The organism is Lutibacter sp. HS1-25 (assembly GCF_004121075.1).
Taxonomy (GTDB): domain Bacteria; phylum Bacteroidota; class Bacteroidia; order Flavobacteriales; family Flavobacteriaceae; genus Lutibacter.
In genome coordinates this window covers 1-22,203 of record NZ_RHLN01000027.1, presented here as the reverse complement: position 1 = coordinate 22,203, position 22,203 = coordinate 1, and the positions used below count along the sequence as shown (strand labels likewise).

Below are 22,203 nucleotides of genomic sequence, written 5' to 3'. Positions count from 1 at the left end.
ACATATTATATTAAAAAATATTACAAAAAATTAAGTTATCATAAAAATGGCTTGCTTAAAGTGGCATAAAATAAGGAAAACTACAAAACAGCTACTTTACAAAATTGCTTTAATTTAACCGTAAATTCCAAATCAATAAACTATTTTGTAGTATTATAGCGCTCTAATATTCTACAAATTTGACTTTTATTGCGTTAAATAATAATTTTATTGTTATCGGATTAAAAAACTTTGCTACTAATAACAGCTCAGAATTTATGCTTATTTTGAGTGTTGAACTTAATTATTAATAACGAATTACGACTTTGAGTATTTCTACAAATCATTTAGAAATGTATTAAAAACAAACATCAAACAATGTTGGTTGTTTTTTTGTTCCATTTTATCTCTAAAAAAAATTGAACGGAAGTTCTAATAAAAATGGAATAAACTGAAAAATCAAAAACCGTAATTCGTAAATTTTAATTATTTTCTTATTAACGAGCAACACTACTAGCTAGGTAGATTATAATAACATTATAAAATTGAACCAATCATGTATCAATATTTATTAGCTACTTATAATTAAATTACCTCTAGGCATCAAAATTAATATTCTATACTAGGAATACTATCCTGTTCAATCTTGACAAAAGCTTATGATGAGTTTATCAAAAATACTTTAAATTAAAATGGCAATTTTATTTTAGCTTTAGTGAGGAGTTAAATAGATATTTCTACGGATTTTTAAGATGAAGCATCCAAATAGAAAAAAATTAAAACTAAAAAAGGTTCAGATTTAATAAAAAATCTGAACCCAATATTTTAACTTATATGGTATTTGAAATGTGACTAAAAAAATTAAATTGAGTTTCGGTCAATAAATCTGAAAGGTATTTTAACCCTCCCTTTTTCATTATTTAAAATCATAGCTGCTGCTGTTTCACCCATCAACTTAAAATCTGTTGAAATCACAGTAATGCCTAACAACTCTTTTAATGGTGTTTCATTATATGAGATTACCCCAACATCTTCACCTAAAACAAATTCATTTTCTCTAATTTGCTTCATTAAATTAACCAAATCAGCTTCTTCAATGGCAATAAATAAATCACCATTTTTTATAACCATATCCTCATACACCTCATCAAGCACTTCAAAATCCAATGAAAACTCAACACAAAATTTCTTAAAACCATGTAAAATTCGTCTTGGATAAGGGTGAACAGATTTTTCAGGATAAAATAAAACTATTTTTTTATAAGTTGATATTTTTTCAATTCCTTGCTTTAATGCATTGTAAATATCATTTTCAAAATCTTGAAATATTTCAATAATTCCCCCTCCAATATCTAACTTAACGTTGTCTATAATAACAAGCTTTTCTTTCGGAATTTTTTTTATGGCACTTACAACCTCATCTGTAAAACTAATATGTTTTAAATCGTTTGTTTTAAAATGAGTCATGATAACATAATAATCGTAAGCCGATTTGTTTTTTTCTAAAATATTCAAAAACAAACTTTCATCACAATGGTAAATCTGTATATCTGTGTGAGAATTAGTTCCAATAGTATCTATAAATGAATTATAAATTCTCATTTTATAAGAACTCATCTTATTAACTACAAACAATACATTTTTTTTGGCAATTAATTTTGTTCTTGTAATATAATAGCCTTTACCTCTTATTGAAGATATTATTTTTCGTTCTTTTAAGATGTTGTATGCTTTTTCAACAGTATCTCTTGAAAGATAAAATTCTTCACTAAACATATTTATTGAAGGAATTTTCTCATCCATTGAGAGATTACCTATAGCTATATTATGAATTATAGAATCAACTATTTGCCTGTATTTTGGCACCCTCGAATCTTCATCAATTTCTATATATTTTAGCTTATTCATTAATTCCTGTTTTGTATTCTTAATTTTATTTGGATCCTTTTTAAGTATTTAACTTAAAACCTTTTGAAATAAAAAGGCTATTAAGTGCAAAAATACTATTATTCAATTTGTTTAAAATCCAAAATAAGTATAACAAAAGTTTAAAACCTCTAATTTTATTTTGTTTACCTAATATTACAAGCACTATCTATCGATAAAATTCTTAAAACAGTGTTTTAAACAAAAAAGTTTTTACGTAGCCAAACTACTAAATATCTTTTTTAATTGTGTTTAAAATTAAGCAATCTAACTTTAAATATTATGCCTATTACTTATAAAATAATGGTAAAATTATACTTAACAATTAAATAATAAATACTTTTTACCTTCTAAAAAAAACACTGCTTTTTTAAACAGCTTTTTAATTATTTTAATATTCCAGTGATCTTAAATACTCTAATTTACTTTTCCAAACTGCCATTTTTTCTTTATGACCTTCAATTTGACTCATCACATTTTTCACCAATGGATTGTCATTTGTTACATTTGAAATAAATCCAAGATTATTTTCTAATTGCTGAATTTCTCGAATTGTTTCATCAATCTTTTTTCTAACAAATAATTGTTCTGAATCTAATTTTCTATAATTTTTTTGATCTAAATAACTATTCACCAAATTGGTAAATTTTATCATTTCAATATCTCTTTTATCAACATCGTCACTTGAATCAACAATCTTATCTAGCAATTTATTAAATTTCACTTCAATGTGTCTCATATCATATGGCACACGTCCTAAATCTCTCCATTCATCAACATATTCTTTAACCATATCAAGCGTAATTTCTACATCATCATCCGCAGATTGGTCTTTTATTGTGTTTAATAAATCTTTCTTTTTATCTAAAATTTCTAATTGTTCTTTATTACCTTCATCTTGTGCTTCACGCAGCCTATCAAAATAATAATTACAAGCATCTTTAAACTCTTTCCAAAGTTTGTCTGAATATTTTCTAGGCACATGTCCTATTTTTTTCCAATCTGCCTGAATTTTCTTCAATACTTCAGTAGTAACTTCCCAATCTGTACTCTCTTTAAGAGCAACTGCTTTTTCAATTAATAATTTCTTTTTATTTAAGTTTTCTAAATGATCTTTTTTTACATCCTTAAAAAAACTGTTTTTTTCACTATTAAATTTGTGAGTAGCTTCTTTAAAAGCTGCCCAAATTTTATCGCTTTTAGCTCTAGGTACCTGACCTATACTAAAAAATTTATTTCGTAAGGTTTCTAATTCCTTGATACTTTTTTGCCAATCGGCTTTTGAATTGTTTTTAGAAAAATCCAGATTTTCAATTTCTTTTACAACGGCTAATTTTTTATCAACATTTTCATCAAATTTTGATTTCAGGTCTTTAAAATAATCATGACGCTTGTCGTGGATTTTTTTTGTTGCTTCGCTAAATTGTTCCCACACTTCATCTCTATGTTCTCGTGAAACTGGTCCAACTTCTTCTTTCCAAAGCTTGTGAAGAACTTGCAACTCATTAAATGCTTCGTTTACATCTTCTAATTGATCTAAGGCTTCAGCTCTAGCAATTAACTTTTGTTTTTCTTCTAAATTGTGCTTAAAGTCTAATTCTCTTAGATCATTACTTATATGTAATAAATCGTAAAACCTTTCTACATGATGGTGATATGTTCTCCAAGTATCATTGTATTTTGCCTTAGGAATTGGCCCTGCAGTATTCCATTTATTTTGAATTTCTTTAAACATTTTATACATAACACCTCCATCGTTGGCGCTATCTATTAAATTTTTCAATTCCTCTATAATTTCAAGTTTGGCTTCTAAATTTGCCTTTAGCTGATTTTCTTGATTTGCAAAATATTCATTTCGCTTAATTTTATAATCATATAAATAACTATTGTAAGTAGACTTAATTGGCATTGAAAATTCAAAATCAATAATATTACCTCCTTCTTTTAAGAATTTTTCTTTTTCAGCTTTTAATAATTTCCCAAACTTTGCATTAAAAACACTTTTTATGGTGTTAACATTGTTATTGATACTTTGAATCTGATTTCCATGAACAAGTAGCCCTAATTGTTCTACTAATTCTTCCAAACTTAAACTTTCATAATTTAGCATCTCAACTGGTGCATGCTCAACTGATTCTGAAGATTCAGCAATTTTATTTTCAATTTCTTCAACTGCTTTATTTTCTAAAAGTTTTATTTCTGGTGCAGCCTCCAACTTTTTGATTGGTTTTTCTACTTCATTTATAACACTTTCTTGAATTTCTTCAGAAGTTTGTGGAGTTACTTCATTATTTACTGTAGTTTCATTGTTTTCTTCAATTGGCAAACTGTTATCTTGTTCTAACATATAAAAATGTTTAAGGTTCGTTTAAAATTATTAAGTAATCTACTTTACTTCTTAAGATGAATATTTTTCTAAAAAGTTGCGTAAAATTACGCATTACTTTTTATGAATTCCATATTTCCCATGACTTTTCGGCTTGTAACTGAAGCATTTCCAATCCGTTTTTAATAGTTGCACCACGTTTTTGACCTTCACTTAAAAATTTAGTGACTTCTGGATTGTAAATTAGATCATACAGTAAATGCTTATCCGTTAAAAATTGATATGGAATATTGGGACATTCTTCAATATTTGGATGCGTTCCTATGGGTGTACAATTTACAATTATGGTATAATCTTCCATATTTTGTTCATTTAACATGGAATACAACAACATTCCTTCCGTTACTTTTCGTGAAACAAACTTAAATTCAATATTCATTTCAGAAAAGGCATAAGCAACAGCTTTTGAAGCACCTCCAGTTCCCAAAATCAATGCTTTTTTATGATGACTTTTAAGCAGCGGCTGAATTGATTTTTGAAACCCAAAAAAGTCGGTATTAAAACCTACCAACCTATTATCTTCAGTAATTTTAATGGTATTTACTGCGCCTATTTTTTGAGCATCTACATCAATTTCATCCAAATACCTCATTACAGCTTCTTTATAAGGAATGGTAACGTTTATACCTCCAAATTCATGTTCTTTTTGATACATTAAAAACGGAAATTCTTCAATTTCTGGAATATCGAAATTGTTATATTTATAATCTGTCAACTTTAATTCTTGAAATTTTTCAGAAAAATATTTTCTTGAAAATGAATAGGAAATATTTTTACCTAACAATCCAAATTTAGTTCTTTTATCCATCTGTGTATTTATTTCGGTCAACACCGTATTTATCAATTAATATTACTATTCCTAATCCTAACAAAACAAATAAAATTGCAATCCAAGTTTGCAGTATCGAAAAATCGGGAAAAAAACGTTCATAATTTTCAATAATTTTATTTCCTTTAAAATCTATCAATGCAACTCCATCATTCATTTTGTACACTTCTCTTTTCCAAGGCCAAACAATTCCTAAAGAACCCGCAATAAAACCTATAATTATAGCGGTTATAATTTGATGCCAACGCTTTAAAATATACCCTAAAATATGCGACGTAACAATGAGTCCAAAAGCAGATCCTAAAGTAAAAACAGTAATTATTTTAAGATACCTCATTTGTTCAATATCATGAACAAAACTAAAATCTCCCGTAAAAACTTCAATAATAGTTTTATACAACATTGCTACAGAATCCACCAATAACAAAACATAATTACCCAATAAAATAAGAATAAAAGAGCCTGATAAGCCAGGTAAAGTCATTCCTGAAACACCAATAATTCCACAAACAAACACAAACCATAAATTATCATTTTCCTTAGCCGGACTCATAAAACTAATAGCAACACCAATACTTATACCTATAAATAAAGAAATTAAATTTGTCTTATTCCAATCATTAAACTCTCTAGAGATATAATATATTGAGCCAATGATCATTCCAAAAAACGCACTCCAAACATACAATTCATAGTACCTTAAAAAATAGTCAATAAGAAGCGACACACTAAAATAACTAAAAACGCTTCCACCCATAATTAACAATAAAAAAGTTCCGTTTACATAATTGTAAAAACTTTTAAATCGTCCGTTAATTAATAATAAAAACGCTTTGTAATTTATTTTTCTGAAGGAATAAATCATTTCTTCGTAAAAACCTAGTACAAAAGAAACCATTCCACCAGAAACTCCCGGAACTTTATTTGCAGCACCCATAGACAATCCCTTCAAAAAAAGGAAAAACATGTCTACAAAACTACGTTCCTTAGCCATAATTATTTTTTTGGTGAAAAAGTAGCTAATTTTTCTAACAATAAAATCAATACAAAACCGGCTATCGCCAAAAATATTGCAAGCATTAATTGATTGTCGCCTTCAAAATTAAAAGGGGAAACGCTCTGCTCATTAAATGGTACATTTTCGCCGTGAGAATTTACACGCCAAGTTAAAGTTTCTTTCCAAGGCCAAATTTTATTTAAAGACCCCAAAATAAAGCCTGTTAAAGCGGCTAATGTAAAATTTTTATGGTGTTTAAAAAGCCAGTTTAAAACTTTAGAAAAAGACAATAATCCAACTACTGCACCTGCTGCTAAAGTAGCTAACAATTGTATATCTTTGTTATGAATTGCATCTAAAACGGGCTTATAGGCTCCCAAAAGTACCAAAATAAATGCGCCGGAAATACCTGGTAAAATCATTGCACAAATAGCTAAAGAACCAGCTATAAAAATAAATAATGGCGAAGAATTTTCAGTTACCATTGGCTGAAGCGTCGTTATATAATAGGCGAAAATAGCTCCAACAACAAGCAAAATATAAGTCATAAAACGCCATTTTGTGATTTGGCTAGCGATGTATAAAATACTTGCCAATACCAAACCAAAAAAGAAAGCCCAAACTAAAATAGGGTGATTTTCTAATAAAAATGAAATTAGTTTTGATAATGATAAAATACTGATAAAAATACCCGACAGAAGTGCCAATAAAAAATTACCATTTACTTTGTTCCAAGCAGCTTTAATACCTTCATTTTTTAGTACTTTTAAAGTACCTAAATTAACCGAACTAATAGACGCTAAAAGTTCTTCGTAAATTCCTGAAATAAAAGCAATTGTACCTCCAGATACTCCTGGAACAACATCAGCAGCGCCCATTGCCGTTCCTTTTAATAAAACTATTATGTACTGTAAAAGATTTCTTTGATGCATATGTCTTTAAAAATTATTCAGACAAATGTAACATTTTTATGCAGAAGTTTTTTTGAAATCATTTATAATAACCTGCACATGCTCCATATTATAAACGTCCGTAAATAATTCTTTTAAAATGGAGTGATATTCAAAATCAATAAACAATCCATTTATTAAATGTATTGCCCCTTTAGTGTCATTTTTAGCATTGTAAAACAAACCACATAATCTGTACTCAATCTCTGCACAATCTTTAAAATATTTTGTTGCTTTTACTAAATTTTTCAAAGCATCTTCAAAATCACCTAAATAACACAATACATCTGCCAAGCCAATCCAAATTTCAAGATCTCTATCTTTTAATAAAATACAGTGATTAAAGGCTTCAATAGCCTCTTCAAAATTATTTAGGTTTAAACTAATTTCAGCGTATTTTCTCCAATATAACGTATTATTTTCATCAATTTCTAAAGCTTTTTTAATATAAAATAATGCTCTGTTATATTTTTTTAATTTTAATTCTAAACTAGCAAGCGCAATCCAGCCCTTATCTAATAAAGGATCTTCGTGAACGGCTTTTTTATAAAATTGAATAGCCAATGTTTTTTTGTTCAACTTTTCGTAACATTCTCCAATTCTTAAAAAAACAAACGAAGTAGGATCATCTAATTCTAAGGTTGCTTTGTAATTTTCAATAGCTTCTTCAAAATTACCCAACTCTTCTAAAGCCTTTGCTTTTTCCAAATAAGCTCCAACAAAATATTCATCAATTAAAACTGCATAATCAAAAGCTCTCACAGCCTCTTCAAACGATTCTAATATAAAATATTGTCTACCAAGTTGGTGCCAAGCAATCTCGTTGTAAGGATCTTTTTCAATATAATTGTTTAAAAAATCAACAGCTTCAACATGCTTACTTTCCATATCAAAACAATAAATGATATTGTAAAGCGATGAATAATCTTCAGTATCATCAACCAAACATCTCGAAAAATATGCTCTGGCTTCATCAAAATTATCCAAGTACAAATACTCCATACCAATTATTGAACAAACATCCGACTCATCTTCAGTATATTCCAAAGCTATTTTCAACAAATTAATAGCTTTTAAATGTTCATCTTTTTTTGAAAAAATACTTGCTTGTTGTATGTAAATTTCTTCATTTGTAGGCTCAATTGCTTGCAATTCTTTTAGTAAAACAGCTGCGCGCTCAACTTCTCCATCAAAAATCAACAACTCTGCTTCTAACAATTTTAACATCACAGAATTTGGATGTTGTTTTAAACCCAATTTGATTGCTTTTTTTGCCAAAGATATTTTTCCAGAGTCGATATAATAATGTATTATTTCTTCAAATTCAATTGAATCAAAAAAATAAACGCTATTTGTTTTAAGCATCGATTCAAACTTTTTTAATGAAATATTATTTTCTCTTGGAGTTAACGGCATAATGAAGATTTAGAAATTTACCTCAAAAATAAAAGTAATACAACTAGCTCAAAATTTTAAAATAACTTCTAATTGTTTTTAACAAATTAATTAACAAAATGCTTTATATTTGTATTCCAAACAATGTTTGGTACTACTATGAGTAAAAAAATACTACTTAACTCCAAAGAAATTAACATCATTTTACACCGATTGGCTTGTCAGCTTATTGAAAATCACAACAATTTTGAAAACACCGTACTTATTGGTATTCAGCCAAGAGGAACCTATTTGGCAGAGCGTTTAGTTTCAATTTTAGAAAATGATTATAACGTTCCAAAAATTAAATTGGGGCAACTAGATATTACTTTTTATCGTGATGATTTTAGACGTAGAGACGCACCATTAGAAGCCAATAAAACCAATATTAATTTTATTGTTGAAGATAAAAATGTTGTTTTTATAGATGATGTACTTTTTTCAGGAAGAAGTATTCGCTCTGCACTTACTGCAATTCAATCATTTGGAAGACCTGAAAATATCGAACTTTTAGTGTTAATAGACCGCAGATTTAGCCGTCATTTACCTATCCAACCAGATTACAGAGGAAGACAGGTAGATGTAATTAACAAAGAACGAGTTACCGTAAATTGGAAAGAAAAAGACGGTAATGACACCGTATACATTATAAATAATTAAATATCATGAGTCAGTTAAGCGTAAAAAACCTTTTGGGTATAAAACATCTAAATAAAGCTGATATTGATTTAATTTTTGAAACAGCTGATCACTTTAAAGAAGTAATTAACAGACCAATAAAGAAAGTTCCATCATTACGTGATATTACTATTGCCAATTTATTTTTTGAAAATAGCACACGTACAAAACTTTCATTTGAATTGGCTGAAAAAAGACTATCTGCCGATGTTATTAACTTTTCAGCAAGTCAATCATCAGTTAAAAAAGGGGAAACTTTAATAGATACTGCAAACAATATATTATCAATGAAAGTTGATTTGATTGTAATGCGTCATCCTGATGTTGGAGCTTGTGATTTTTTATCTAAACACGTAAATGCCGCAATTGTAAATGCTGGAGATGGTACACATGAACATCCTACCCAAGCATTGTTAGACTCCTACTCTATTCGCGAAAAATTAGGAGATTTAAAAGGAAAAAAAGTAGTTATAGTTGGTGATATTTTACATTCAAGAGTTGCTTTATCTAACTTTTACGCTTTAAAATTACAAGGTGCAGAAGTAAAAGTTTGCGGCCCAAAAACCTTAATTCCAAAATATATTGAAAGCTTAGGTATTGGTGTAGAACACAATATTAAAAAAGCACTTGAATGGTGCGATGTTGCCAATGTATTACGCGTACAAAATGAAAGAATGGCAATTAATTATTTCCCTTCAACAAGAGAATATGCCCAACTTTTTGGAATCAACAAAAAGTTACTAGATTCACTAGATAAAAAAATTGTAATAATGCACCCTGGTCCAATAAACAGAGGAGTTGAAATTACAAGTGATGTTGCAGATTCTAACCAATCTATCATACTAAATCAGGTAGAAAACGGAGTTGCTATTAGAATGGCTGTGATTTATTTATTAGCACAACAAATTCAAAGAACGCACTAATGGAAATTAAAAAAACCAAAGATTATTCGCACATTAAATTCTCTAAAAACGACTTAGAGAACTCACTTACAGCATTTAAAAACAGCTATCCAGAAATTGAAAGCGACCATATAGTTGTTGATTTTTCAGATAAAATTAACACCACTATTGAAGATTTATTGTTATTTTTGGATGTTAGCACCAAGCACAGAAAAAATGGTACAAGTTTTGTGATTGTTTGTAATGATATAGATATTGATGAAGTTCCTGATGAAATTAATATAGTACCTACATTTACAGAAGCATTAGATATTTTGGAAATGGATGCTATTGAAAGGGATTTAGGATTTTAAAAAACACCTAGCTTATTGATGAAAAAACTACTTTTTATAACTTTTTTATTGTTTACAACTTTTTCTTTTGCTCAGCAAAACGAAAACAGTAGCACTATTGTTAAAAAAGAATTTCTTTCTACCATTACCTCAATTAGCGCTTCACCAAATCCATTTAATATAAAAACCAGTATATATTTTCAATCTACAAAAAATCAGCTGATAGATTTTACCATAAAAAATTTATTAGGAAAAACTGTTTATTATCAGCAAATTAATGCTGTAACAGGTGTAAATAGTTTTATTTTTGAAAAAAACGACCTTACTAAAGGCATGTATATTTACACATTTCAATCGGGTACTGAGGTTGTTTCTAAAAGGCTGGTAATTCAATGAGTTTAGAACTTACCATTTTAGGTTGTCATTCTGCAACTCCACGCGTAAACGCATATCCCACATCCCAGTTTTTACATATAAAAAATCATTTTTTTTTAATTGATTGCGGAGAAGGAACCCAGGTTCAGTTGAGAAAATACGGAGTTCAATTCTCAAAAATAAAACATATTTTTATTTCGCACTTACACGGTGATCATATGTTTGGTTTGGTTGGATTGATTTCAACCTTTAGATTGTTAAACCGAGAAAATGAGCTACATGTTTACGGACCAAAAGGCATTAAAGAAATTATCACCTTACAACTAAAACTTTCAAATTCTTGGACGCATTACCCTTTATTATTTCATGAATTATCTTCAGACCAAAGTGAACTTATTTTTGAGGATGAATCTGTAGAAGTACATACAATTCCGCTAAATCATAGAATTTACACAAACGGTTTTTTATTTAAAGAAAAAATAGGACCACGAAAATTGGATATGACTGCTATTTCTGAATTTAAAGAAATTGAAATATGTGATTACCAAAATTTAAAAAATGGCAGGGACTATACTTTAAAAAATGGTAGAATCATAAAAAATAAAGATTTAACAACTGACCCCGCTGCTCCTAAAAGTTATGCTTTTTGTAGTGACACCTCATATTTCCCTGAAATAATTCCTATTATTAAAAATGTAAGTTGCTTATACCACGAAGCAACATTTTTAAAAGATAAAGAACACCTTGCAGAGTCAACAAAACATTCAACTGCTGAACAAGCTGCAAAAATTGCCAAAGCTGCTGATGTAAAACAATTAATTTTAGGTCATTTTAGTGGTCGTTATAAAAACATGGAAGTTTTTTTAGATGAAGCAAAGCCAATTTTTCAAAACAGTTTACTAGCCGAAGAGGGAAAAACTTTTGTTATTAAATAATTTTTTGAGTTTTAAAAACTTACCTAAGACAGCTAAATTGAAAAAAGTTTAAAAATTCCATCAAATTAGATTATTCTATTATACCACCAATTTTATCCTGAATTTAAATAGCAAATATCACTTATTGCATCTTAAAATTAAAAGTGTTAATTTGCAACTAATTGCAAATGAATAATTTCGAAACTGGGAAATTAGCTATTGTAAAGAAGGTTATACTACCATTGAAAAATGGTAGTATATATTTTTTAAAAAAAATTAACACTTATTACAGCTAAAATTAATCTTTTAACTAAAACAAATCATTCAATACTTTTGCCAATCTAATTCCAGCTTTTTGCAACTGAGACTGCGTGATTCCAAAATATTTATACATATATTCATAGCTTAAATTTTCATCTTGTACTGCAGTGCCATACACTTCAACCGAAAATTTATGCGTATCATTTACCCAATCTACCAAAGTACCGCTTTCAATTTTCTTAACTTGCTCTTTATTTAATTTACCCGCGTTCTCAGCCAATTCTGTAAAACTCATATCAAATTGACCAATCATTTTAGAATCCCAAACACTATGTAAATTAGTATTACTTCCAAACCATTTTACATCAATTGCATTACCACCTTTATCTTCTTTTCTTCCAATATGCATTGGCTGATGTAAATCTCCCATAAAATGCACCATTAATTTTAAGTAAAATACTTTGTCTTCATTAGACGAATTTTCATCTAAAATAACAGATTTACATTTTTCAATCCCGGTAATTAAATCACCCTCAGGATTTTTTTCAGAATTTTGATAATCCATATCAAGTGGCATATTTATATAATGCCAAGTGTAAAATTCTTTATATCGTTTATCCGATTTAATATCATCACCAAAAGTCGCTACCAATGCCAAACTTTTACCGTCTAATAATTTTTCGATTTTACGTTTGGTTTTTCCTTTTAAATAACCCTCAGCAATTTGTCCAACAGTTCTATGACCAGTAGATCCCCAGTCTGGATTGCTTGCCTGCATCATAAAAATTCCAAATACAAAAGCAACTAGTATACATCCTAAATTTTTCATTCTAAATTAAATCTTATTTTCTGCAAAGATAAAATAAAGTTTGCGATTAATTAGGAAAATAGCATTAATAATACATATCTTTGTGATATCAATTTAATATCAAACTTAAAGTATTATGAAACAAGAAAAAATTATCAACGTAAAAAGTGGATATTTTATGCTATTCCTTTTATTTGCATTTATAGCAGCAGCTATTTATAGCTTAACACAATCTATTATTTGGTTATTTCTACTATTCTTAGTTTTAACTATAACTATTACTCCCGGATTTTTCTTAGTAAATCCAAACACTTCAAAAGTAATTTTGCTATTTGGAAAATATATTGGAACCGTAAAAGAAAATGGATTTTATTGGGCAAATCCTTTATATTTAAAAAAGGGAATTTCATTAAGAGCCTCTAACTTTGACAGCGAACGCGTAAAGGTGAACGACAAATTAGGAAACCCAATTATGATAAGTACTATTCTAGTTTGGAAAGTTAAAAACACTTTTAAAGCTGCTTTTGATGTTGACAATTATGAAAATTTTGTACGTGTACAGTCTGATGCTGCCGTTAGAAAATTAGCTAGCTTATATCCTTATGATAATTTTGAAGATGATGGCAAAGAAGAAGAAATTACTTTAAGAGCTAGTGTAAATGAAGTGAGCGAAGCATTGGAAAAAGAACTTTCGGAGCGTTTAGATATGGCCGGAATTGAAGTATTAGAAGCTCGAATTGGGTATTTAGCTTATGCTCAAGAAATTGCAAGTGCTATGTTAAAACGCCAACAAGCTACAGCAATAATTGCAGCCAGACATAAAATAGTTGAAGGCGCGGTTAGTATGGTTGAAATGGCCTTAAATAAATTAAGTAAAAACAACATTGTAGATTTAGATGACGAACGTAAAGCTGCAATGGTAAGTAATTTAATGGTGGTACTTTGCTCTGATAAAGACGCTACACCAATTGTAAATGCCGGAACTTTAAATCATTAATTATGATTTATTTTTTACTTTACATCACCATGTTAATTTACGAACTATTTGTAAATTTTCTATAATTTTAAAAATGGACAATGAAAGAATATAAAATTATTAAAAAAAGTATTTGGTCAAAAGATATTGATTTTGAAGATGTTTTAAATCAATTAGCCAGAGAAGGTTGGGACGTTAACAGTACAACTCATCAAGGTGGAAATTTTATCAAAGTGCTATTAGAACGAAGTAAAAACAGATAAAAAAATGAAAGTTTTTATTGAAGAACAAAAATTCAATCAACCATTTGTAATTATTGGACTTTCAATGGCATTTATTGTTGTTGGCCTAACAACTTACAAAGGTTGGTCTGAAATTTCAGCAGGAAGCATAGGTGAACAAATTGGCGCTTTAAGCGGATTGATTATCATCCTGTTGGTTTCATTAATGTTTTTGTTTTTAAAATTAAAAACACGCGTTGATGAAATTGGTGTTCATTATCAATTTTACCCTTTTCATTTTTCATATAAAATAATTACTTGGAATTTAATAGCTAAATGCTATATTAGAAATTATGATGCCATTTCAGAATTTGGTGGCTGGGGATTGAAATTTAGTTTTTTTGGTAAAACAGGAAAATCTTTTACAACAAAAGGAAATACAGGATTGCAAATTGAATTAAAAACTGGTCAAAAAATTTTAATTGGAACTCAAAAAAAAGAAGAGTTACAACGAACTTTAGACAATTACAATTATAAAATTTAATTTTACAATCTTTTAAATGAAATAAAACAATGTCGAAGAAAAAAGCGTTTGCATTACGCATTAATGAAGATATGTTAAAAGCCATTGAAAAATGGGCTGCTGATGAATTTAGATCCACTAACGGACAGTTAGAATGGATGCTAAATCAATGCTTAAAAGACGCCAAAAGACTACCCAATAAAAAAGAACCGGAATAATAGAGATAAAAAAAACGCCAACTTTCGTTGGCGTTTTTTTGTGTAAATTGAGTTATTTACCTCTTCTTTTTACCTTTTTTCAAGTTGCTGTCTTGCTTAGGATGCACCAAAGTCATTTCATCAATTAAATTTGTTGCACCAGCATATTTATCAATAACAAATAAAACATAACGAACATCAACAGAAATACTTCTTACAATATCTGCATCAAAATACAAATCACTCATAGTACCTTCCCAAGTTGTATCAAAAGCCAAACCAATCATATTACCTTGAGCATCAATAATTGGACTTCCAGAGTTACCACCAGTCATATGGTTTGTAGATAAATAATTTACAGGCATTTTACCGTTTTCACCATACTGTCCGTAATCTTTAGCATTGTACAAATCAATTAATTTTTGAGGCACATCAAACTCATAATCTCCAGGAACATATTTTTCCATTACCCCTTTTAAATACGTTTTATCAGTATAATAAACACCATCTTTTGGCGCATATCCTTGTACCATTCCGTAATTTACTCTTAAAGTACTATTGGCATCAGGATAAAAACGTTCGTTTGGAAAAACTTCCATCAAAGCTTTCATATATTCTTTTTGCACTGCAGCTAACTGCAAATTCAAAGCCTGAAAAGTAGGTTCAATTTTATTGTAAAAAATAGCGTGTATTTCTTTACCAAAAGCATACGCACTATCTTCATTTAATTTTTTAATCACTTCTTCTGGTGTTCCAGATAACAATGCTTCAGCATCTGCTAAATTGGTTAATTTTGAAGTATTATAAATATTTTGAGTTACCGTAGCTACATCAATATTTTCTAATGAAGCTGGCATATAATCTTTAGGCATTTTTTCAATATATAAACCTACTAACTTTTCAAAAACAGGCTTATCAACTACCGCACTATAATCTTTGTAAGTTCCTTTAAGTCTTGTCAAAATAGCTTCTTTAGCTTTTCCAAAAGCAGGTTCTCCACCATTTAAAAAGGCTTGTTCAATTTGATATGAAAGAAAAGTAATATTTAACAATTCAACATTTCTATAAGCTACTTCAATCCAATAATCACGTGCCAATGAAACACTTTCAATTTCTTTATATAATTTTTCAAAATCTGAAAGTAAAGATGCGTAACCCACTAAATCTTTTTCAGCAACAACATTAGAGAATTTACTTTCTAATTCTTTCTTTTTTACAACTGCATTTGTTTGTTTAATCCCTTGATTTTCACCAATCCATTTTTTCCAATAATTGGCTGTTGAAGCAAATTTAGAAGCATATTTAATTTTTAAATCTGCATCTTTACGCATAAAAGAATCCATAATTTTAAGTGCATTATCACGCACTTCAATTTTTGCAGGATTTAAAACATCAACAATTTGCTCAACTGCTACTGCTGGTAAATACTCGTTTGTACGACCTGGAAAACCAAAAACCAATGTAAAATCACTTTCATCAACACCATCTAATGAAATTGGCAAATAGTGAACTGGTGTATAAGGCACATTGTCTTTTGAATATGCTGCAGGGCGATTATTAGCATCAGCATAAACTCTAAACATTGAGAAATCTCCAGTATGACGAGGCCACATCCAGTTATCTGTATCTGCACCAAACTTTCCAATTGCTGTTGGTGGCGCACCTACCAAACGCACATCTGAAAATTCTTCAGTTACAAATAATAAATACTGATTTCCTTTAAAAAATGCTTTAACATTGGCTTTTTGCCAAGTTTCTTTTTGAGCCGCTTTTGTAGCTTTATCAATATTTTGATCAATTAAACTTTGCTTTGCTGCCACGTCCATATCATCTGTTACACCAGCAAAAACCTGTGCAGTAACATCATCAATTCTTTTAATAAAGGTAACTGTCATTCCAGGATTTGGCAATTCTTCTTCCATACTCATAGCCCAAAAACCATCTTTTAAAAAGTCATGTTCAACAGATGAATGTGATTGAATAGCATCAAAACCACAATGATGATTGGTTAATAACAATCCTTTTGGCGAAATCATTTCAGAAGTACAGCCACCATCAAAATGCGCAATTGCATCTTTTAAACTCGAATTGTTAGCGTCATAAATATCTTTGGCAGTCATTTTACTACCTAATTGCATCATTTCTTCTTCGTTCATCCCTTCTAATAAAGAAGGAACCCACATACCGCCTTGAATATCTCTTGGATCAACTTTAACCGTTTTTTGGGCTGAAATTGAAAGCGATATAAAAGCTATCGCTATACTTACATATAATTTCACTTGTTTCATTTGTTAATTTTATTTGGATATAATTATTATAAAATACTATTTACTTTTTGGATTTACCAAAGTCATTTCTTCAATTAAATTTTTCGCCCCAGCATATTTATCTATAATAAATAACACATAACGAATGTCTACCATAATATTTCTGCAAATATCTGGATCGTAATTCATATCACTCATTGTGCCTTCCCAAACTCTGTCAAAATTTAAACCTATTAAATTTCCATAAGCATCAATAGCCGGGCTACCCGAATTACCTCCTGTTGTGTGATTGGTACCTATAAAGTTTACTGGCATTTTTCCATTTTCACCATAAGGTCCAAAATCTTTTGAATTAAACAAATCAATTAATTTTTGTGACACATCAAACTCATAATCTCCTGGAACATACTTTTCTAAAACACCCTCTAAATAAGTTGTGTTTTCGTAACGCATCCCATCTTTAGGCTCATAACCCCTTACTTGACCGTAAGTTACACGCAAAGTACTATTGGCATCAGGAAAAAAACGTTCGTTTGGAAAAACTTCCATCAAAGCTTTCATATATTCCTTTTGAACCGCCACAATTTGCAAGTTTAAATCCTGAAATTTAGGTTCAATTGCTTGATAAAACATATTATTTAATTCTTTCCCAAAAACAAATGCACTGTCTTCATTTATCTTTTTAATCACCTCAGCTGCTGTTCCCGAAAGTAATTCTTCAGCACCTTCAAAACTGGTAAATTTTGACGTTTCATAAACATTATTGGTTAAGGCAGTAAAATCAACATTTTGCATATTTTGAGGCAAATATGTAATTGGACACTCTTTGGCATACAAACTCACCAAACTTTCAAAAACAGGTTTGTCAACCTCAACACTATAATCTTTATATATACCTTTAAATTCATTTAAAATCCCCGTTCTTACCCTTTCAAAAGCAGCATCACCACCTCTTAAATATGCTTGCTCTAACTGATAAGCAGCAAATGTAACACCCAACAATTCAACATTTCTATAAACTACTTCAACCCAGTAATCACGCGCTAAAGATACATCCTGAATTTCTTTGTATAAATTTTCAAATTCAGCCAACAATGGTTGGTAAGCAACCAAATCTTTTTCATTTACTATTTTTGAAAACTCATTTTCTAAATTTCTTTTTTTCTGAATGGCATTGGATTTTTGAATTCCTTGATTTTCACCTATCCACTTTTTCCAATAATTTGCTGTTGAAGCATATTTTGAAGCGTATTTAATTTTAATACTTGGATCTTTTCTCATATAAGAATCCATAATTTTTAAAGCATTATCACGCACTTTAATTTTTGCAGGATTTAAAACCTCAACAATTTGTTCAACTGCTACAGCTGGTAAATACTCGTTTGTACGACCTGGAAAACCAAAAACCAAAGTAAAATCACCTTCTTCAACACCATCTAATGACACAGGTAAATAATGAACTGGTGCATATGGTACATTTTCTTTTGAATATTCAGCAGGGCGATTATTTGCATCGGCATAAATTCTAAACATTGAGAAATCTCCAGTGTGACGAGGCCACATCCAGTTATCAGTATCTGCACCAAATTTTCCGATTGATGAAGGTGGAGCACCCACCAAGCGAATATCTTTAAAAACCTCAGTAACAAATGCAATATATTGATTTCCTCCGTAAAAAGATTTTACATTGGCTTCTTGCCAAGCTTCTTTTTGAATGGTTTTTGTAACTTTATTTATATTTTGATCTATTAAACTTTGCTTTTCAGCCTCATTCATTTCATCAGTAACTCCTTCAAAAACCTGAGTAGTAACATCGTCTATCCTTTTAATAAAAGTAACTACCATACCAGGGTTTGGTAATTCTTCATCCATATTCATTGCCCAAAAACCATTTTCTAAATAATCATGTTCAACAGATGAATGTGATTGTATTGCACCATAACCACAATGGTGATTTGTTAATAACAAGCCTTTTGGCGAAATAATTTCAGAAGTACAACCACCATTAAAATGTACAATAGCATCTTTTAAACTAGAATTGTTTACATCGTAAATATCGGCTGCAGTCATTTTGCTTCCCAAAGCAGTCATTTCCTGCTCATTTACACCTTCTAACAATGAAGGAATCCACATTCCCCCTTGAATTGACCTGGTATCTACAACTTGTTGAATATTATCTACTTCATTTGTAACCTGTTTTGTTTTACAAGAAATTATAAACAACGTTAGTAATAAATAAATTTTTATATATTTCATTTTTCATTTTTTAATGTCACAAATATACTGAACGAAAACGTTTTTAATAAACTAAACCCGTAAAAAATGTTAATTTAGCAAAATTATAACTAAAACATGGATACGACACCTTTTTTTACACAAGACACCATTGTCTTTGGAATATTAATGCTCACATTGGGATTTGTTTTTTATACTTCATCAAGCAAAAATTTAGGATGGCAAAAATTTTACAAATACGTTCCTGCCCTTTTAATGGCGTATATGTTACCTGCATTTTTTACAACCACAGGAATCATTGCTCCAGACTGGCAAACAGTAAATGAAACTGGAGAAATCACTACCCATCACTCCCAATTATATTATGTTGCCAGTAGGTTTTTATTACCTGCAGCATTGGTTTTAATGACTTTAAGCATTGATTTAAAAGCCGTTTTTAACTTAGGTCCAAAAGCATTAATCATGTTTTTAACTGGTACGGTAGGTATTATTATTGGCGGACCACTTGCCATTATATTAATTTCAATTGTTTCGCCCGAAACTGTTGGAGGTGTTGGACCAGATGCTGTTTGGAGAGGGCTTGCAACTTTAGCTGGTAGTTGGATTGGAGGTGGTGCAAACCAAGCCGCAATGTTAGAAATTTACGAATACAATCCGCATAAATACGGCGGAATGGTAATTGTTGATATTGTTGTTGCCAACATTTTAATGGCTGTTTTATTACTTGGAATTGGAAAACGCGATAAAATAGACAAATGGCTAAAAGCAGATACCACTGCAATAAACAAATTAGTAGACAAAGTAGCGTCTTACAGTGCTGAAAACACCAGAAATCCTTCATTGTCTGATTATATGGTGATATTGTCTATTGCTTTTACAATTGTTGGAATTTCACATTTTGGAGCCAATAGTATTTCTAATTTTTTAATACAAAATGTACCTGCAGTACAAGACGAATCTTCTGCCTGGTCTTCATTTGGATCTCAGTTTTTTTGGATGATTAGTATCGCTACTTTTTTAGGCATTTTAGCTTCATTTACAAAATTAAAAAAGTATGAAGGTGCTGGAGCCAGTAAAATTGGCAGTATTTTTATCTATATTTTAGTAGCAACTATTGGTATGAAAATGGATTTGACAAAAATATTTGACAATCCAGGATTGATTGTCGTTGGATTAATTTGGATGACAATTCATGTTATTTTGTTAATATTAGTTGCAAAATTAATTAAAGCTCCTTATTTCTTTTTAGCCGTTGGAAGTCAAGCAAACGTTGGTGGCGCTGCCTCTGCTCCTATTGTTGCAGCCGCTTTTCATCCTGCTTTGGCAACAGTTGGTGTTTTGCTGGCTGTTTTTGGCTATGTTGTTGGTACTTACGGCGCCATGTTAACTGCCGAATTAATGCGAATTGTTGCACCATAAAATATTTTGAAAACCAAATTAAAGTATGATATTTGCCCCATAAAATTTATAAAATGAAAAAATTAATCCCGTTTATAATTATTGCTAGTTTAATTATTTCTTGTGGAAAAGACCACCAAGGAAATATGATTGTTAAAGGAAATATTGATGGTTTAAAAAAAGGAACTCTTTATTTACAAAAAATCCAAGACACGGTGCTGGTAAGTGTAGATTCTGTTCAATTAAATGGAGACAGTAATTTTATATTGTCTGACAATGTTGAGAGCCCTGAACTTTACTACATTACTTTAGGTGAAGTATCTTCAGAAAAAATTCCGTTTTTTGGCGAAAAAGGAGAAATTACAATCACTTCTAAATTAGATAGACTAGCTACTTCAGCAAAAATTACCGGTTCTGCAAACCAACTAATTTTAGACGAATTTAAAGAAGTCTATAAAAAATTTAACAATCAACAGTTAGATTTAATAAAAGGAAAATTTGAGGCAATGAAAGCGAATGATACCGATGCAGAACTTGCTGCAGAAGATGCCGGTAAAAAATTATTGAAACGCAGATATCTATACACTACCAATTTTGCAATTCAACATGCCGATAGCGAAGTTGCGCCATTTTTAGCCTTAACTGAATTGTACGATGCAAATATTAAATTGTTAGACACCATCAACAATTCATTAACCAAAGAAATTAAAGTTTCAAAATATGGCGTAAAACTAAATAACTATATTGAAGAAATTAAAAGTTATAATGAATAGGTGCTTTTTACTAGCCTAAAAATTAATAGGGAAGCCGTCTCAAAATTAAATTGGGGCGGTTTTTTTTATTTTTAATTTCTACCGATAATTTTAGGAGGTTTTAATTTTTGGCAAGAAGTTGCCATTTATTAGGCGCATTTCTTTCTTATATTATGCGCTAATGCGTGTAATCCGAACTCTAATTCAGCTTTTTCTATTCCTTTATGGGTAAATCGTTTAAAATTTCGATTGGATTTTATGTGTGCAAAAACAGGTTCTACATCGGCAGTACGCTGTTTGCGTTTTAGTTCACCTATTTCGCTAAGCAAATTCCTTCTTGCTTTTTCCTTGTATGCCTCTAGTTTGTGATTCCGCTCTACAATTTTCCTTTATGGGTAAATCGTTTAAAATTTCGATTGGATTTTATGTGTGCAAAAACAGGTTCTACATCGGCAGTACGCTGTTTGCGTTTTAGTTCACCTATTTCGCTAAGCAAATTCCTTCTTGCTTTTTCCTTGTATGCCTCTAGTTTGTGATTCCGCTCTACAATTCTATTTCCTTTTGCCTTAAAACAAGCGCCTCGCAATTGACAATCTTGACAGTTTTGTGCGCTATATATACTACTAGTTTGTGCATTGTTTGCGTTTTAGTTCACCTATTTCGCTAAGCAAATTCCTTCTTGCTTTTTCCTTGTATGCCTCTAGTTTGTGATTCCGCTCTACAATTCTATTTCCTTTTGCCTTAAAACAAGCGCCTCGCAATTGACAATCTTGACAGTTTTGTGCGCTATATATACTACTAGTTTGTGCATAACCTGATTTGGTTTTTCTCTTTCGCTCACCTATTTTTTTCATAGTTTGACC

The 22,203-nt window shown here is 30.0% G+C and carries 23 protein-coding genes; 11 read left to right on the top strand and 12 right to left on the bottom strand.

From position 1 onward, the window contains the following. Window positions 1–840: 840 nt before the first annotated feature. From EC396_RS10350 to EC396_RS10325, 6 genes are all read right to left on the bottom strand, one after another. On the bottom strand, window positions 841–1,887 hold the full coding sequence (locus EC396_RS10350; protein ID WP_129366630.1) for a GntR family transcriptional regulator: 1,047 nt from the start codon (window positions 1,885–1,887) through the stop codon (window positions 841–843). Window positions 1,888–2,296: 409 nt separating this feature from the next. Next, the gene (locus EC396_RS10345) at window positions 2,297–4,252 is read right to left on the bottom strand and encodes a DUF349 domain-containing protein (RefSeq protein ID WP_129366629.1); all 1,956 of its coding nucleotides are present in this window, start codon (window positions 4,250–4,252) and stop codon (window positions 2,297–2,299) included. A 100-nt stretch (window positions 4,253–4,352) separates the two neighbouring features. After that, the gene (locus EC396_RS10340) at window positions 4,353–5,099 is read right to left on the bottom strand and encodes a shikimate dehydrogenase (RefSeq protein WP_129366628.1); all 747 of its coding nucleotides are present in this window, start codon (window positions 5,097–5,099) and stop codon (window positions 4,353–4,355) included. Further along, window positions 5,092–6,114, bottom strand: a complete 1,023-nt coding sequence (locus tag EC396_RS10335; RefSeq protein ID WP_129366627.1) for a DUF368 domain-containing protein — start codon at window positions 6,112–6,114, stop codon at window positions 5,092–5,094. Before EC396_RS10335 ends, EC396_RS10340 begins: the two co-directional genes overlap by 8 nt. Before the next feature lie 2 nt (window positions 6,115–6,116). Continuing rightward, window positions 6,117–7,049 carry a DUF368 domain-containing protein gene (locus EC396_RS10330; RefSeq protein WP_129366626.1) on the bottom strand — a complete coding sequence of 311 codons (933 nt, stop codon included), beginning with the start codon at window positions 7,047–7,049 and terminating at the stop codon, window positions 6,117–6,119. Between the two features lie 36 nt (window positions 7,050–7,085). After that, a complete protein-coding gene (locus EC396_RS10325; protein WP_240665685.1) occupies window positions 7,086–8,483 on the bottom strand; it encodes a lipopolysaccharide assembly protein LapB in 1,398 nt (465 codons plus the stop codon). Between the two features lie 138 nt (window positions 8,484–8,621). Here EC396_RS10325 and pyrR point away from each other — a divergent pair, with 138 nt between their 5' ends. The 5 genes from pyrR to EC396_RS10300 are packed head-to-tail and all read left to right on the top strand — an operon-like array spanning window position 8,622 to window position 11,723. Continuing rightward, window positions 8,622–9,161: a bifunctional pyr operon transcriptional regulator/uracil phosphoribosyltransferase PyrR gene (gene pyrR, locus EC396_RS10320; RefSeq protein WP_129366625.1), complete on the top strand. Its 540-nt coding sequence runs from the start codon at window positions 8,622–8,624 to the stop codon at window positions 9,159–9,161. A gap of 5 nt (window positions 9,162–9,166) precedes the next feature. Continuing rightward, on the top strand, window positions 9,167–10,102 hold the full coding sequence (locus EC396_RS10315; protein WP_129366624.1) for an aspartate carbamoyltransferase catalytic subunit: 936 nt from the start codon (window positions 9,167–9,169) through the stop codon (window positions 10,100–10,102). Then, a complete protein-coding gene (locus tag EC396_RS10310; protein WP_129366623.1) occupies window positions 10,102–10,434 on the top strand; it encodes a hypothetical protein in 333 nt (110 codons plus the stop codon). The genes EC396_RS10315 and EC396_RS10310 overlap by 1 nt, the downstream gene beginning before the upstream one ends. A gap of 18 nt (window positions 10,435–10,452) precedes the next feature. Beyond that, window positions 10,453–10,809: a T9SS type A sorting domain-containing protein gene (locus EC396_RS10305; protein ID WP_129366622.1), complete on the top strand. Its 357-nt coding sequence runs from the start codon at window positions 10,453–10,455 to the stop codon at window positions 10,807–10,809. Then, window positions 10,806–11,723: a ribonuclease Z gene (locus EC396_RS10300; protein ID WP_129366621.1), complete on the top strand. Its 918-nt coding sequence runs from the start codon at window positions 10,806–10,808 to the stop codon at window positions 11,721–11,723. The genes EC396_RS10305 and EC396_RS10300 overlap by 4 nt, the downstream gene beginning before the upstream one ends. A 289-nt stretch (window positions 11,724–12,012) precedes the next feature. On the opposite strand, the gene EC396_RS10295 is transcribed toward EC396_RS10300, so the two are convergent. Then, the gene (locus EC396_RS10295; RefSeq protein ID WP_129366620.1) at window positions 12,013–12,792 is read right to left on the bottom strand and encodes a S1/P1 nuclease; all 780 of its coding nucleotides are present in this window, start codon (window positions 12,790–12,792) and stop codon (window positions 12,013–12,015) included. Between the two features lie 115 nt (window positions 12,793–12,907). Between EC396_RS10295 and EC396_RS10290 the strand changes: the two genes are divergently transcribed. The 4 genes from EC396_RS10290 to EC396_RS10275 all read left to right on the top strand — a co-directional run bounded on the left by EC396_RS10290 (window position 12,908) and on the right by EC396_RS10275 (window position 14,709). Beyond that, window positions 12,908–13,768 (top strand): SPFH domain-containing protein, encoded by an 861-nt coding sequence (locus EC396_RS10290; protein ID WP_129366619.1) that lies wholly within the window; start codon window positions 12,908–12,910, stop codon window positions 13,766–13,768. Between the two features lie 80 nt (window positions 13,769–13,848). After that, window positions 13,849–14,010, top strand: a complete 162-nt coding sequence (locus EC396_RS10285) for a DUF4177 domain-containing protein (RefSeq protein WP_129366618.1) — start codon at window positions 13,849–13,851, stop codon at window positions 14,008–14,010. Window positions 14,011–14,014: 4 nt separating this feature from the next. After that, on the top strand, window positions 14,015–14,512 hold the full coding sequence (locus tag EC396_RS10280; RefSeq protein WP_129366617.1) for a hypothetical protein: 498 nt from the start codon (window positions 14,015–14,017) through the stop codon (window positions 14,510–14,512). Window positions 14,513–14,541: 29 nt separating this feature from the next. Beyond that, window positions 14,542–14,709 carry an Arc family DNA binding domain-containing protein gene (locus EC396_RS10275; protein ID WP_129366616.1) on the top strand — a complete coding sequence of 56 codons (168 nt, stop codon included), beginning with the start codon at window positions 14,542–14,544 and terminating at the stop codon, window positions 14,707–14,709. A 56-nt stretch (window positions 14,710–14,765) separates the two neighbouring features. Here EC396_RS10275 and EC396_RS10270 read toward each other — a convergent pair whose 3' ends face one another. Beyond that, window positions 14,766–16,976, bottom strand: a complete 2,211-nt coding sequence (locus EC396_RS10270; RefSeq protein WP_129366615.1) for a S46 family peptidase — start codon at window positions 16,974–16,976, stop codon at window positions 14,766–14,768. Window positions 16,977–17,012: 36 nt separating this feature from the next. Then, on the bottom strand, window positions 17,013–19,211 hold the full coding sequence (locus tag EC396_RS10265) for a S46 family peptidase (RefSeq protein ID WP_129366614.1): 2,199 nt from the start codon (window positions 19,209–19,211) through the stop codon (window positions 17,013–17,015). Window positions 19,212–19,307: 96 nt separating this feature from the next. Here EC396_RS10265 and EC396_RS10260 point away from each other — a divergent pair, with 96 nt between their 5' ends. Continuing rightward, window positions 19,308–20,609, top strand: coding sequence for a DUF819 domain-containing protein (locus EC396_RS10260; RefSeq protein ID WP_129366613.1), 1,302 nt, complete (start codon window positions 19,308–19,310; stop codon window positions 20,607–20,609). 53 nt (window positions 20,610–20,662) lie between these two features. After that, window positions 20,663–21,361, top strand: a complete 699-nt coding sequence (locus EC396_RS10255) for a DUF4369 domain-containing protein (RefSeq protein WP_129366612.1) — start codon at window positions 20,663–20,665, stop codon at window positions 21,359–21,361. Window positions 21,362–21,489: 128 nt separating this feature from the next. Here the strand turns inward: EC396_RS10255 and EC396_RS10250 are convergent, their stop codons facing one another. From EC396_RS10250 to EC396_RS10240, 3 genes are all read right to left on the bottom strand, one after another. Continuing rightward, on the bottom strand, window positions 21,490–21,669 hold the full coding sequence (locus tag EC396_RS10250; protein ID WP_240665684.1) for a transposase: 180 nt from the start codon (window positions 21,667–21,669) through the stop codon (window positions 21,490–21,492). Window positions 21,670–21,716: 47 nt separating this feature from the next. Further along, window positions 21,717–21,926, bottom strand: coding sequence for a transposase (locus EC396_RS10245; RefSeq protein WP_240665683.1), 210 nt, complete (start codon window positions 21,924–21,926; stop codon window positions 21,717–21,719). A 37-nt stretch (window positions 21,927–21,963) separates the two neighbouring features. Then, a partial coding sequence (locus EC396_RS10240) for a transposase (protein WP_205757938.1) occupies window positions 21,964–22,203 on the bottom strand: 240 nt, incomplete at its 5' end.